This is a genomic window from Pseudomonas zeae, assembly GCF_014268485.2.
In the GTDB taxonomy this organism is placed as follows: domain Bacteria; phylum Pseudomonadota; class Gammaproteobacteria; order Pseudomonadales; family Pseudomonadaceae; genus Aquipseudomonas; species Aquipseudomonas neuropathica.
In genome coordinates, this window is the sequence record NZ_CP077090.1 from 1019022 (window position 1) to 1034292 (window position 15271).

Annotated in this window: 7 protein-coding genes; 1 reads left to right on the forward strand and 6 read right to left on the reverse strand. The window is 60.6% G+C overall.

The annotated features are described in order from the left end of the window. Position 1 precedes the first annotated feature (1 nt). Positions 2-7060: a TcdA/TcdB catalytic glycosyltransferase domain-containing protein gene (locus HU754_RS04450; RefSeq protein ID WP_186620950.1), complete on the forward strand. Its 7059-nt coding sequence runs from the start codon at positions 2-4 to the stop codon at positions 7058-7060. Between the two features lie 90 nt (positions 7061-7150). Here HU754_RS04450 and HU754_RS04455 read toward each other — a convergent pair whose 3' ends face one another. The 6 genes from HU754_RS04455 to dusB form a co-directional block, all read right to left on the reverse strand. Further along, positions 7151-7747: a MarC family protein gene (locus tag HU754_RS04455; protein WP_025111770.1), complete on the reverse strand. Its 597-nt coding sequence runs from the start codon at positions 7745-7747 to the stop codon at positions 7151-7153. Positions 7748-7811: 64 nt separating this feature from the next. Continuing rightward, complete coding sequence (locus HU754_RS04460; protein WP_093430241.1) at positions 7812-10589, reverse strand: hybrid sensor histidine kinase/response regulator; 2778 nt, start codon at positions 10587-10589, stop codon at positions 7812-7814. A 99-nt stretch (positions 10590-10688) separates the two neighbouring features. Next, positions 10689-11984 carry a phosphoribosylamine--glycine ligase gene (gene purD / locus HU754_RS04465; protein WP_099757886.1) on the reverse strand — a complete coding sequence of 432 codons (1296 nt, stop codon included), beginning with the start codon at positions 11982-11984 and terminating at the stop codon, positions 10689-10691. 147 nt (positions 11985-12131) lie between these two features. Next, on the reverse strand, positions 12132-13739 hold the full coding sequence (gene purH / locus HU754_RS04470) for a bifunctional phosphoribosylaminoimidazolecarboxamide formyltransferase/IMP cyclohydrolase (protein WP_186620948.1): 1608 nt from the start codon (positions 13737-13739) through the stop codon (positions 12132-12134). An 83-nt stretch (positions 13740-13822) separates the two neighbouring features. Beyond that, positions 13823-14143, reverse strand: coding sequence for a DNA-binding transcriptional regulator Fis (gene fis / locus HU754_RS04475; protein WP_003221275.1), 321 nt, complete (start codon positions 14141-14143; stop codon positions 13823-13825). Then, positions 14140-15150 carry a tRNA dihydrouridine synthase DusB gene (dusB, locus tag HU754_RS04480; RefSeq protein WP_186620946.1) on the reverse strand — a complete coding sequence of 337 codons (1011 nt, stop codon included), beginning with the start codon at positions 15148-15150 and terminating at the stop codon, positions 14140-14142. Before dusB ends, fis begins: the two co-directional genes overlap by 4 nt. Positions 15151-15271 lie beyond the last annotated feature (121 nt).

Below are 15271 nucleotides of genomic sequence, written 5' to 3' on the forward strand. Positions count from 1 at the left end.
GATGAAAACCAACAAGCCGTACGAAATCCTTTCCGCCAAAGATTTCTCGCAACTGCAGCGGGCGCTGAGCGAGTTTGCCGGCAGCGCTGAATACAAGGTGTTGCTGTCGCACTATGAACTGGCCAGACAAGCCGCTGATGACCCGCAGCGACTGCTGTTGATCAAGCTGTTTCAGCAGGCGCTGGAGTCGTTGCTCCAACGCAGGACTCAGCCCCTTTCCGAAGCCATCAGCCAGATCAGATCGGATCTGGTCAAGTCTGTCGCCAGGCTGGAGGACACACACGCCATGCTCCATGGCGTGGCCAGGCCCGTGGCGAAAATCATGCACTTTGTCTGGGTCGGCGGCAGTGAAGTCGGGGCCAATCAGCGCGACTACATGAACATCTGGCGCCAGGTGCTGGAGCCGCAGGGTTACCGCTTCAACCTCTGGTACGACAGTGATGCGTTGCTGGCCTTTGAAATGAACCGGGTGATCCTCGACAGCGCCAGAGTGGATGCGCTGGAGTCGGGCGGTGACAAGGTCAGCAAGGCTTTTCAGTTGTCGCAGATGATCGAAGACCGTGCGCGGGTGTTGAAGCAGCAGATGTTCGCCCACCTTCAGCAAGCCCAGTGGCGGGGGCGAGCCGACGAAGCGCGGATCGACTTGATGGTGCGTGCCTACGGCAAGGATCGGGCGACGCTTGAAGCCTTTCGCCAGCGCTGCCTGCAGACGCATCAGGCGATGCTCGGAGCGGACCTGCAATTGCGCGATGTCGGCGACGAATTTGCCGGGCACTTTTTGCAGGATGTCTATCAGCGCGAGGTGGCCATGCGCGGCAATTTTGCCGCGGCGAGCGATGTCGTGCGCCTGCAGGCCGAATACCTCGAAGGTGGCCGTTACAGTGACATGGATTACTTGCCGCCACTGGCGGACACGCTGGCCGGTGTCGATATTCTCAGCGTCGGCGAAGAAGGCCGAATCGGCGTTTTGCAGTTGCTGTTGAACCACAATGAAGCGTTGATGCCGGGACGCGACCGCCAGCGTTATCTCGACCGCACTGACAAAATCCCGCCCGAACACCTCGAAGCATTGACGGCGTTTGCCCGTGAGCAACACCCGCTAAGTGAGATCTTTGTCGCACCGCAAGATCACGCGGTGCCGCAGGACGCGATGCGTTTGGGCACGGCCTATGGCTTGCCGGACTGGGCGGAAATGAATGCGCACATGCTGGCCCATCCCGGCAGTGCCATGACCCTGGCGTACATGCAGATGATCCGCCTCAATTATGACTGTCTGCTGGAAGTGGAGCGGCGTGCGGCGCTCGCCGGCATCGACGCGACGGATCAGGCACGGATGTTTGATGTGGTCGAGAATGTGGTCAACGAAGCTCAGGCGCAGGGCAAACTGCCTGAAGCGCAAGGCGAGGTGTTCCGCTCCAGACTGATCGACGCGATTTTTACCTATTACCGCGATGGCATTCGCCTTGAAGCCCGCGGCACCATCACCCTGACGGGCCCGGGGGCCGCCGCGGCCGCGCTGCTCAAATACATAGAGCAGCACCTGCAACCCGATCGACATGTACAGATCCGTGAGCGCCTGAAGTTGCTCGAAGGCTACAACACCCACACCGAGGAGGAGATGATCTCCGGCTGGACCGTCGATGGTAAGGCCGAGCAATGGTTACTTGAGGAGCGGGAAAAGTGGCAGAACGGCAAACTGAAATCGCGCTACGTCGGCCAACTGGCGGATCTGCTGAAAGCGCACACGCTAACCTTCAAGCAGGGCTGGCCGGTCATCGAAGGCCAACCGGTGATGTTGACCTCGGTATTGCAGCCACTGATGGACGATCTGGGCGAGCCCTTCCTGCGCGCGATGCAGGAGAAGTTGAGCGGCGACATGACGTTCAATTCAACGATCTCCATCGGTTTCGATAGCCGTGAGCAGATTCGCGCGCAAACAGTCCGTGAGATTCCGCTGTCCCATGGCGCGGAGCCTACCCGCAATCTCAATGAGTTGTTCACCCTCGTTGCCCATGGCTCGCTGGCGGTTGAGCAACTCAGCCCGTTGCAACGCGTCATCCTTGGCGGGATGTTGGGGGCAAACAGCCTGGATGCCGCCGGGTTTGCCCCGGTCTGGCAGAGCGTTATGGACATCGCTCGGGAAACCGCTGAGGGCGGTTTGTTCGCCCGTTACCACGCGATCGAAAAGGCCCTGATTCAGCAGGCATCGCCGAGCTTCGAGGCGGGGCTTGCCGGCGCGAGCATCCACAGCACGCACACGGCGCGCGAACTCAAGGCGTTGGCGATGAGCGAACCGCTGACGCTGAAACAGTGGGGCGAGCGCATCGGACAGATCAATCGCACGGCGCAGCGTGAATACCACCGGCACATTTTCAAGCGGGGTGGCCAGGTGCGGGAGGCGTTGTTCCAGTCCGGCGCCGTGTCCGTCAGGCAACTGCCGCAGGATTTGTTGAGGCGCAGCACGGGCGACCCGGGACGCCGTTGCTATCCGCTGGCGTTGTTGATGGCCGCCGCCGTGGGTGCTGGCGGGTTGGCCGAGCGTGCACTGATCGGACGTGTGGCCAATGCCAGCCTGAGGCCGCAAGACGTAGATTCGCGGGCGTTGCTCAGTGCGCTGGATGAGCTGGGCGAGGTCTCCGGGCGTGCGATCGGACAGGCTCGTGGCCGGCAAAACCTCGACAGCGTGATGCAGACACTGGAAGCGAAAACCGCCCCCGGCGTCCTGCTGCTCGATACAGGCAATCACGCTTTGCTGGTAGCCAAAGTGCAAGTGGATGAGCAAACGTTCTATCGCTTTTATGATCCCAATTTTGCGATTTATGGATTTGCCGCCAGCGCAGAAATGAAGCAGGGCGTGGCACGTTATTTAAGTGACGACGGCAACACTTTGGCGAAGTTGTACGGCCTGACTGACATCGGCACTGCGCAGTTCGATGTAATCGAACTGGACACCGTAGCGCTCGCCGAGCGGACATTGTCGTCCGGGTTGCGCGTCGAGAGTTTTTTGCAAACCGCAGCGCTCGCCGATCCTCAGGCGGCTTCGATCTGGGCCAGGCAAGCTGTCGCACGCACGCGCTCACTCAGTGAAAACGCGCGGCTGGGGGCTAGCCTCGCGCAGTTGGACGCGCGTTACTGGGCGCAGGAATTTGATCAGGCGACCCGGCAATTGCGCGCTGAACACACATTGGGTCGCGACTATCTGCCGCTGCTGGAAACGCTCAAGGCAAACCCGGGCGCGGGTTATTCGCTGACGCTGGTGGATGTGCAAAACCCGGCCAGATCACTGACGGTCGGCACCGCCGATGCGCGGTTCGACAGGCTTAAAAAACACCTTCAACGTTTGGTTATCACATTGACGGGCAAGCCGAGTGCCGTGGTTGAAGCCGACGGCGGCAGTCGTCTGAGTTTCGCCTTCGCGATCCAGGCGTTGGTCACTGAAATGCGTCATCGTGACTATCAGGCTGATGGCGAGCGGGCACCGGTTTTGTCGATAGCCCTGCAAGTGCAGGTCTATTTCAACTATGCGCAGTTGGGTTTCGGCGTATTGAGCGACACGGCCCAGACGATCAATCTGGTGCGTCAGGTGGCGGCCAGCGAACGGGCATTGACGCTTGGTCAGTCGTCGTTATCCGGGCGTGTGCTGGGGCGTGCCACCACGGCAGGCGGATTGGTATTTTCGCTCGCCAACATCGGCTTCGATCTCCACAACCTGTCGGTGGCCGAGAACCACGAGCAACGCTCGCGGTTCTCCACCTCACTGGTATTCAACGTTGCGGCATTGGGGCTGGATGTTGTTGCTTTGGCGGCTGGCGGGGCGGTGGGCACGGCAGCGGCCGTTCTCTCGGTGCCGCTGCTGGGTGTCGGCATTGGGGTGACGGCGATTGCCAGCAACCTGGGACAGATCAGGGACAAGGCGACGGCGGTGGGCAATCATCTGCGGGCGATCGGTCATGCTTACCGGCGCGGTGCCTACACCTTGAAGGATGGCGTGCTGCAATTTCCCGCAGAGGCGGTCATCGTCAGTCTGAACCTGCAAACCAATGACGTGCGCTTCGACAGCCAGAAGTTTTACCCCTGGACGGGCGGGCCACTGGAGCTGCCGCAGTACAACGATGACCCGCAGGCTATTCACCTGTCCCTCGATATCCGCCAGGCACTGGGGCTGCCCGAGGTTGTTCATCTTTACCGTGACGAAACCGACAGGCTCGAGACGCTGGTGCTGCCGTGCACGCCGATCTGCCATTACGGTTACGAGTATCAGTTGAAGGGGCTGGGCGGGTACACCTACGAACCCCTTCCCGGCGAGGTCGGGGACGCTGGCGACATCCCTGCTGAAACCCGCTACCCGCAAGTGACGGATCGCATGGCGGACACGCTGGAGTATGACCAACACGGAAACCGGCGCTTTTATCTCACCAGCAACCCGTCGCTGCCGCACATTCTGTACAAGCTGCATCCGGTATATCAACCGACAGACATCAGCGTGGTGCTGGACAGTCAGGTACGCCAGTTGGTGGTGCCGACGCTGGAAGCGCCAGTGCAGAACAAAATTTCCTACGCGATCACCGCTCCTGCTGGGCACTATCAGGTGCGTCTGGTACCCGGCATTGTGGCGGTCAGATTTCATGGCCCAGCCAAGTGGATCGTGCAGGCGACCTGGGCTTGCCTGGAACAGGTCAGATTTGCCGCCCCGAATCGGGAAAATGATGATGAAGTCCAACTGATGGTTGACGGCACATTGCTGTCGGTTTTCGATGGCTTGATCGAACTGGCCGAGGGCCTGTTCCGGGTCGATGGGTGGGAGCGCTGCCTTCGCTTGCAGTCGGTCACCCTTGATGAGCAAAGCCGCCTGCCGCAAATACTGGCGATGTTGCGCCAGCACGCCCGCGAAGGCCGATTGGTCGCAAATGCTGTGGCGCTGTACAAATTCCGCATGCCCGCCGCCATGGTGGTGACCACCGCCTGGTATGACGCGACCAGTGATCGTCTGTTGTACGCGCGCAATCTGCCGCGCGCGGTGAACGAGGGGCTGCTGTTGGGCGGCGCCAGTGCCCGCCATGCCTGGTTCTACCATCCGCAACGGGCGACGGTCTGGCGTGTCGACGCGATCACCGGCACGGTTGTGCATCGCTACCGCTTGATGAACCCCGCGAGCGGGTCGCACATCATGGGTTGTGTCCAGGACGCCGATGGCAGTTTGCGAGTGTTGCAACGCTTGCTGATCGACGCCCGGATAACTGAAACCGAAACCACACTGGAGTATCGCCTCAGCGATGCGGCCGTGGTCCTGACGGGCATCAAGTCATCGTTTATCGAGGAACCCACCGCGCGTTCCGGGCAGGGCGACTTGCATCACTTCACGACCTTCGGCGCGTATAACGATGAAACCCCGGGCATGGCCAATGCCATCAGCACCTGGGTATATGCAGCGTTCGTTTACGCGCGCACCTACTACTTCGAAGGATTGCGCCGGCGTGCCTGGGTCAACAAACGCACGGGCCACTATTTTTCGGCGGGGTTGGGCAGTGAGGCGGACATGGTCATGTTGATGCCGGCCGATCCGCAGAGCGGTGCGCTGCTGTTCTACAGCAAGCAAGCGCAGACCATCAGTCAAGGGGTGGAGCCGAGGGTGGGGCAATTCATCAATCGGATCATCGAGCGCGATATTGTCGACGTCACCCAAACGTACGGAAGCTACATTGCCACCAAGGCCGACGGCCGCCTTTTCGAGGTCGACACCAACCTTAAAGATGAGCAGTGGATGGGCGGCATTCCCACACCGAATATTCTGAAATTTGCCGGCCTCGGCCAGCGCTGGCTACAGCTCAACTCCGACTGGCTGGACGCTTTGCCGGCGCTGGCAAAAGTCTACAAAGCCGAACCTTTTCCGCTCATCGGATTGGGCAATGGGGCGGCTCATGCATTTCTGGCGGCGTGGTGCATCGAGGAGCAATTCGTCGTGTCGAACATCGGTCCTGAAGTGCAGTTGACGCCGTTGGGACTGACGCCGGACAAACAGGCCGCATGGTTGCTGGAGGGTTCGACCGGGCGGCTTTATCGCCAGCCGACGATTGCCATCGAGGCATTGCGCGTCGCGTTTGCTGCTGGGCCGCAGCGCGTGAGCCCCGGGCAGTTGCCCATGGCAGAAAAGATCTGGCCGCAGTGGTCATTTGTTCACGTGCTGAGGCATGGACAAGGTCTGCTCGGGCAAACCCGCGACGGGGTCAATGTCGAACTGCACGATCAGCAGCCAGCGCGGATCATCAGCGTGGAAAATCGCTGGTCGCACGTGCAGGGGCAGACGGCCGAGCAGTGGCGTACGCGCTTGAAAGCACTGCTCGCGGGGCAGGTCCACGCGCAGGTCCTGCCGGTCGAACATACCGGCACGCGCTACACGTATTACCTGCCTGCAACGGATCGCTTGTTTGAGGTCACCGCCCGCCATGCGCGACAGTGGCCGACGTTTCTTGGCACGCGCCAAAACACCGCTGCGCTGCTATTCGACGCAGTTGACGGACTTGTCTTCAGCACAGGCCCGGTCGATCCTGATCCTGTCTGGATTCCGGGCTGCCACGCGCACCGCGAAGGCGAGGTGTTGTCCCTGTCCTTGAGCGATGACGTGACCGATGTCTGCGCATTGTTGCCCGATGGCATCGACACACTGATTCTGGCCTTCGGTTCCCGGGAAACCGGGTATCGCATCACCGACGAAACCTGGCAGCGTCTGGATTGCATCGTGGTCGATACGCGGCTGGCAGCGGACGACGATGGTCCGGGCACGAACCTGCTGTTCCTCGACATGGCTGACTGCGCGCGCCTTTTGATGTCGCGGGTTGAAGGGCATCTGGTGATTGCCGACCCGGACAGTGCAAGCACGCTGATTGTGCGCAATGTCGAGCCGCAGGGCGGCGAGGAAAACACGCCAATGGAAATAACAGTCCGGCTCGATGAGCGGGTCCACTGCACGTTTACTCTCGCTGATTGGTTGCAGCGTTTTGCGCAGGTACAGGGCGCTAATGCCGTGGTCAGTCTGAACGAGCTGATCGAGGCAGCGCTTTGAGTCAACGACCGATGTAGAAAGTAAAAGGGCCGTGAAGAGTAAATTCACGGCCCTTTGCAAGAAGTGTACGGACGTATTCGATGCGCTTGTTCAGGGCACCAAATAGCCTTTGACCCCTGTAAAAATGATCTGCGCCGCCAAGGCGCAAACAAACAATCCCATCAAACGACTGACGATCTGCAAGCCCTGATCGCCCAGAATCCGCTCGATACGATTCGACAGATACAGCACCACGCCGACGGTAAAACTGGCCAGGGCAATACTCATGATCGCGGTGAGTTTGTCGTCCCAGTGCGGCTGGCTGACGCCCATTACCAGCAAGGCACCGATGGTGCCCGGGCCGACCGTCAGCGGGATGGTCAGCGGCACGATGGTGACGTCCTGCTGCACATTGTCGGCCTGTACCGCCGGTTTGCCCTGCGCCATGCCCAGTGCCGAAATGAACAGCACACTGCCGGCGCCGATGCGAAAGGCATCCACGGTGATGCCGAACACATCGAAAATCACCCGCCCGAACAAATACAGTAAAACGCTGGAGACCAGCGTGGCCACGGCGACTTTCCAGGCCAGCCGCCGTTGTTCCTTGCGCGAATAACCGCGGGTCAGGCTGATAAAACACGACAGCACGAAGAACGGGCTGTAGAGCACCAGCATCTTCAGGTAAACGCTGAACAACACATGGAGCATGGTGCAAGCTCACTGGCGAGGGAATTCGTGGGGGAGTCTATCAGGCGCTACGGGGGCTGTCGGCTCAGGAGGTGGGCGTCGTGGCACGGTTCTGCTGATCACGCTCGGCTACCCAGTGCTCGATCAGCTCGCGCAATTGTGACAACTCGACCGGCTTGGACATGTGCCCATCCATCCCGGCCTGACGCGCGCGCTCCTTGTGTTCGGCGAGAATATGCGCCGTCAACGCCACGATCGGCGTGCGAATGCGTTGATTGCTGACTTCCCAGGCGCGCAATTGCTGGGTCGCCGAGAAGCCATCGAGGATCGGCATTTCGCAGTCCATCAGCACCAGATCGTAACGCTGCGCTTTCATCGCTTGCAGGGCTTCTTCGCCGTTGGCGGCGGTGTCCGGTTGCAGGTTGAGCTTGCCGAGCATGCCGCGAATCACTTTGGTCGAAATCGTGTTGTCTTCGGCGACGAGGATGCGGAAATCGCTCGGCACTTTCGCCGCCGTGGCCGGGGTGACCACTTGCGGCTGGAACACCACCTGACCTTTGTTGCGCTGGTTGAGCTCGTCGGCCAGGGTGGTCTTGAGGGTGTAGCCGGCCACCGGTTTGGCGAGGATGCGTTTGATCCCCGAGTTGCGCGCGATGATCTTGCTCGGCGCATTGCTGATGCCGGTGAGCATGATCAGCAGGATGTCGTGGTTCAGACTCGGGTCTTCCTTGATCTTGGCCGCGAGCTGCATGCCGGTCATGCCGGGCATGTTCTGATCGAGCAACACCACATCAAAGTAATCACGCAGGTGCGCCTTGGTCCGCAGGAGGGCCAACGCTTCCTTGCCTGAAGGTACGGCGCTGACATTCAGCCCCCACGCACTGCATTGCTGGACCAGCACTTTGCGGCAGGTGTCGTTGTCGTCGACCACCAGGACCCGCGCGCCCTGCAGCGGACTGTCGAGATCGGAGGTCGGGTGTTCGAGGCGGTCGGGGTCCAGCGGCAAAGTCAGCCATAACGTGCTGCCCTGATTGGCGCCGCTCTTGATGCCGAACTCGCCATGCATCAAGCGGATCAGTTGTCGCGCGATCACCAGCCCCAGGTTGCCACCCAGACGATTGGCCGAAAGGAAGTGCTTGCTGTGCAGTTCGGCGTGCATCAGTGCGTCGCGTTCTTCCTGCTCCATCGGTTCACCGCTGTCCTGCACGGCGATGCGCAGACGCGGTTTGTTGCTGCGCTCGTCGAGGGCGACGACGATCAGCACTTCACCTTCGTCGGTTTTCTTCAGGGCGTTTTCCAGCAGGCTTAGCAGGGTCTGGCGCAGGCGGGTCGGGTCGCCGCTGATCACCCGCGGTACTTGCGGCTGGATAAAGCTGATCAGTTCGACGTTCTGCTGTTCGGCCTTGGCTCGATAGATACTCAGACAGTCGTCGATCAAGGCATTGAGGTCGAACTGCACATCGTCCAGTTCGATCTGCCCGGACTCGAGCTTGGAGATGTCGAGAATCTCGTTGATCAACGTCAGCAATTCGTTGCCGGCGCTGTGGATGGTCTGCACGTAGTCACGTTGCTTGACCGACAGTGGCGTGCCCAGCAGCAGTTCGGTCATGCCCAGCACGCCGTTCATCGGCGTGCGGATTTCGTGGCTGATCTTGGCAAGGAACTCGGCTTTGGCGTTGATCTCGGCATTGCTCGCGGCGAGGTCGCGGCTGACGCTGAAACGACTTTCGGTGATGCTGCGCTGACGCTCGCCGAGGGCGATGCTCATCAGCAGCCCGCTGATACAGATGAATGCCATCAGGGTCATGATCAGACCTTGCGGCGACACCAGTGTCAGCCCCAGCAACGCGGGAAGAATGATCAAGGTGCCGATGTTGAACACCACCATTGCGGCGACGAACAGGCGCGCCGGGCGGTAACCCTTCTGCCAGTGATAGAAGGCGACAAACAACATGCTCAGGCCGGCCAGGGCCACCAGGGCATAGGTGATGATGTTCAGCGGCAGGGTATTGACGAACAGCAGCAACAGGCTGCAGGTGACGATAAACAGGATATCGCCAATCAACAGTTTGTTCAGCGGGTGCGGGCCGAGCGGCGCGAAGAAGCGATAGGCGAACATCAACCCTGCGGGAGCGGTCAGCAGCAATGCCAGATAGGCGCCCGGGGTCTGCACCGCGTGCCAGTTCGGCAGCCAGGGACCGGCGAGGTTGAGCAGCAGCAACAGACTGAGGCCCAGCAGGCCCTCGCAGACCGCCAGCCACAGGCTGCTGCGCGAGCGGGAGTAGGCGTAGCGCACAAGGTTGTGCAACAGCAGCATGGCGAGACAGCCGAACAGCAAGCCGAAGATCAGCGTCTGATTGTGGTTGGCCGCGCTCATCACCGCCGATTGCAGGGTGACGTGCGGGCGCAACTGGTGATCGGAGACCAGGCGCAGATAAACATCGAGCGGTTTGTCGGTCTGGGGCAACGGCAGCATGAAGTCGCTGCTCGGCAACGGCCTTTCGACCTGTGGCTGGTCGGTGCCGGTGTTGCGTTGCTCGATCAGCTTGTCACCGTCGAGTACGTAGAGATTGAGCTGTGACAGGTCGGGGGCAAAGATGCGCAGCACTTGTTCGTGCTTGCCCGGCGCCAGTTTGAAGCGCAACCACAGGGCGCCATCGGGCTCGGCCGCAGTGAGGCGGTCGAGGTCGATGGGGCTGAATTGATTGGTGTAGCGAGCGGAGCGGATATCGCTCAGTTGCAGATTGCCCTGATCGTCAAGCAATACCGACCAGCCACTGCCTTGCGCGGCCTGGGCCGGGAGCATGCAGAGCAAGGTCAGCAACGTGACGGTGAAGCTTATGGCAATCCTGAGCCAGCGCACGGCGAAATCCCTTCGTAGGTTGATGCCAGAATATAACGATGCGCGGCGGCGGAACAGTCCGGCGAGGAACGGTATCCCTCGCCGGACTTGATGAACAGCTTATTCCTGGGTTTCGCCACGTTCACGGGCAATGGCGCGGTAGCCAATGTCCTTGCGGTAGAAGCAGCCTTCCCAGTCGATAGCCTCGGCCAGCTTGTAGGCTTGCTGCTGGGCTTCACCGACGCTAGCGCCCATTGCGGTGGCGCAGAGTACGCGACCACCGGCAGTGACGACCTGACCATCCTTCAGCGCGGTACCGGCGTGGAAGACTTTGCCTTCCAGGCTGGCCGCTGCGTCCAGACCGTTGATCGCCGCGCCCTTGGCGTAGTCGCCCGGGTAGCCGCCAGCGGCCAGCACGATGCCGACGCTCGGGCGTGGATCCCACTGTGCTTCAACCTTGTTCAGCGCTTGCGCCAGAGCGGCTTCAACCAACAGCACCAGGCTCGATTGCAGACGCAGCATCACCGGTTGGGTTTCCGGGTCGCCGAAGCGGCAGTTGAACTCGATAACCTTTGGATTACCAGCCTTGTCGATCATCAGACCGGCGTAGAGGAAACCGGTGTAGACATTGCCTTCTTCAGCCATGCCACGCACGGTCGGCCAGATCACCAGATCCATCACGCGCTGGTGCACGTCGGCAGTGACCACCGGGGCAGGGGAGTAGGCACCCATGCCGCCAGTGTTCGGGCCGCTGTCGCCGTCGCCAACACGTTTGTGGTCCTGGCTGGTGGCCATCGGCAGGACGTTTTTGCCATCGACCATGACGATGAACGAGGCTTCTTCGCCGTCGAGGAACTCTTCAATCACCACGCGCGAACCGGCATCACCGAAGGCATTGCCAGCAAGCATGTCGCGCACGGCGTCTTCGGCTTCGGCCAGGGTCATGGCGACGATCACGCCTTTACCGGCGGCCAGGCCATCGGCCTTGATCACGATCGGTGCGCCTTTTTCACGCAGATACGCCAGGGCCGGCTCGATCTCGGTGAAGTTCTGGTAGTCGGCGGTCGGGATCTTGTGGCGAGCCAGGAAGTCCTTGGTGAAGGCCTTCGAACCTTCCAGCTGCGCAGCGCCGGCGGTCGGACCGAAGCAGTCCAGGCCACGGGAGCGGAACAGATCAACAACGCCAGCGACCAGCGGCACTTCCGGGCCGACGATGGTCAGGGAAACGTTTTTCTCGGCAAAGTCGGCCAGTTGCTCAAGGGCCAATACGTCGATGGCGACGTTCTCGCACTTGGCTTCGATGGCGGTGCCAGCGTTGCCCGGCGCGACGAAAACTTTCTGCACGCGCGGATCCTGAGCCACTTTCCAGGCCAGGGCGTGTTCACGGCCACCGCTGCCAATGATCAAAACATTCATTTCAAAAACCTCAAAAATCTGTCAGGCGCTGCTGGAGCGCTTTATGTGGGAGCGAGCCTGCTCGCGAAAGCGGTGTGTCAGTCAAAACAGCTATGACAGACAGATTGCATTCGCGAGCAGGCTCGCTCCCACATTTGAACCGGTATATCAGTGACGGAAGTGGCGCATGCCGGTGAACACCATCGCGATGCCAGCCTCGTCGGCAGCGGCAATCACTTCAGCATCACGCATCGAGCCGCCCGGCTGGATCACCGCAGTGATGCCGACCTTGGCCGCGTTGTCGAGGCCGTCGCGGAACGGGAAGAACGCGTCCGATGCCATCACCGAACCGGCAACTTGCAGGCCAGCGTGCTCAGCCTTGATCGCGGCGATACGCGCCGAGTTTACGCGGCTCATCTGGCCCGCGCCGACACCGATGGTCTGACGGTTCTTGGCGTAGACGATGGCGTTGGACTTGACGTACTTGGCCACTTTCCAAGCGAAGATCAGGTCATGGACTTCCTGTTCGGTCGGCGCGCGTTTGGTCACGACTTTGAGGTCATCGGCGCTGATCATGCCGATGTCGCGGCTCTGTACCAGCAGACCGCCATTGACGCGTTTGTAGTCCCACGCGGCTGCGCGGTCTGCCGACCACTCGCCGCAGGCCAGCAGGCGCACGTTGGCTTTGGCTGCAACGATGGCGCGAGCCTCTTCGCTGACGCTCGGGGCGATGATCACTTCAACGAACTGACGCTCGACGATCGCTTTGGCGGTCTCGGCATCCAGTTCACGGTTGAAGGCGATGATGCCGCCGAATGCCGATTCGGTGTCAGTCGCGTAAGCCAGTTCGTAAGCCTGACGGATGCCGCCTTCAGCGTCCGGGCTGACGGCCACGCCGCACGGGTTGGCGTGCTTGACGATCACGCAGGCTGGCTTGACGAAGCTCTTCACACATTCCAGCGCGGCGTCGGTGTCAGCCACGTTGTTGTACGACAGTTCTTTGCCTTGCAGTTGGGTCGCGGTAGCGATGCCGACTTCGGCAGGCTTGGCTTCCACGTAGAACGCCGCGCTCTGGTGCGGGTTCTCGCCGTAGCGCATTTCCTGGGCCTTGATGAACTGGCTGTTGAAGGTGCGTGGGAATTCGCTGCGGCCTTCAGTGCTCAGGGTTTCAGCCGCTTGATTCACGGTGCCCATGTAGTTGGCGATCATGCCGTCGTAGGCAGCCGTGTGTTCGAAGGCCTTGAGCATCAGGTCGAAACGCTGCGCGTAGGTCAGGCCACCGGCTTTCAGGCCTTCCAGGACGCTGGCGTAATCGCTGGCATTCACCACGATCGCTACGTCTTTATGGTTTTTCGCTGCCGAACGGACCATGGTCGGGCCGCCAATGTCGATGTTCTCGATGGCGGTCGGCAGGTCGCAGCCTGGCTTGTTGATGGTGGCTTCGAACGGATACAGGTTGACCGCCACCAGATCGATCGGCTTGATGCCGTGCTCGCTCATGATTGCGTCGTCGATACCGCGACGACCGAGGATGCCGCCGTGGATTTTCGGGTGCAGGGTTTTCACCCGACCGTCCATCATTTCGGCGAAACCGGTGTAATCCGCGACTTCCACTGCGGCAACACCGTTGTCGCGCAGCAGCTTGAACGTTCCGCCGGTGGAGAGGATCTCAACGCCCAGAGCTTCAAGCTCCTTGGCGAACTCGAGGATCCCGGTCTTGTCGGAAACGCTGATCAAGGCGCGGCGGATCGGCAGGCGGGTAGTCTGGTCGGTCATCTCAATTTCCATCAAAAGCAAAGGAAGTCAGCAAAAAAGGCGACCGTTTTTTACGCGGGCGCCTTTCTGGTTTGATTGAATGCTTACAGCAGATCGTACTGCTTGAGTTTCTTGCGCAGCGTGCCGCGGTTAAGTCCGAGCAGCTCACTGGCCTTGGTCTGGTTGCCCTTGACGTAGTTCATCACGCTTTCGAGCAGGGGAGCCTCGACTTCGGAGAGCACCAGGTTGTACACATCCGTGACGGACGCGCCCTCAAGGTGGGCGAAATAATTGTGCAGCGCCTTCTCGACACTCCCGCGAAGGGTCTGGCCTTCTTCGCTCGGGGTATTGAGGTGCTGTTTCAAATTCACGTTGTCGCTCACGGGTGCTGTTCCACTCACTAAAGTCTCGGTCATCATCGTCATGCGGCCACCCCTTCTTCGTCCCCTGTCAGGCTCTTGTAACGCTCGGCGAAAAACTCCCGAACGTTGGCGCATTGTGTTTCCGTACCATCCAAACGATTGAAGTGGGCGCGAAACTCCCTGGCGCCCGGCAAGGTTGCGAGATACCAGCCCACATGCTTGCGCGCAATGCGCACGCCCATCACATCCCCATAGAAAGTGTGAAGGGCGGCCAGATGCTCCAGCAGAATGTGTTCCACTTCGATCAGTTCCGGTGCCGGCAATTTCTCGCCGGTACGCAGGAAGTGTTCGATCTCGCGAAAAATCCATGGCCGCCCTTGGGCGGCGCGGCCTACCAACAGGCCATCGGCACCGGTCGCGTCGAGCACGTAACGGGCCTTTTCCGGCGAATCGATATCGCCATTGGCAAACACCGGCATCGACACCGCCTGCTTGATCGCGGCAATCGTGTCGTACTCGGCTTCACCGGTGTACAGATCGGCGCGAGTGCGGCCATGCACTGCCAGCGCGGTGATCCCGGCCTGCTCGGCGATCTTCGCCACGGTCAGGCCGTTCTTGTTGTCGCGATCCCATCCGGTGCGGATCTTCAAGGTGACCGGCACATCAACCGCAGCCACAACGGCCTGCAGGATCTCGGTCACCAGTGCTTCGTCCTTCAACAACGCGGAACCGGCGGCCTTGTTGCAGACCTTCTTTGCCGGGCAACCCATGTTGATATCAATAATCTGCGCGCCCAATTCGACGTTGGCCCGGGCCGCATCCGCCAGCATCTGCGCGTCGCCACCGGCAATCTGCACCGAGCGGGGCTCGGGATCGCCTTCGTGGATCATGCGCATGCGCGACTTGCGGGTGTTCCACAGGCTCATGTCACTGGTGACCATTTCCGAGACTACAAGCCCTGCGCCCAAACGCTTGCACAGCTGACGAAAGGGCTGGTCGGTGACGCCCGCCATCGGGGCGAGAATCAAGCCGTTCTGCAATGTGTATGGGCCGATGCGTACCGCCGACATAGGACTTCCCTGAGGTGGGGCCGGATCATGAGAGTTCGAAAAAGGGTTGGCATGATACCCGCTCTCGATGACTGGATAAAGGCTGAATTGAACAAAATCTGAACAGTTATTCCGTTATCGC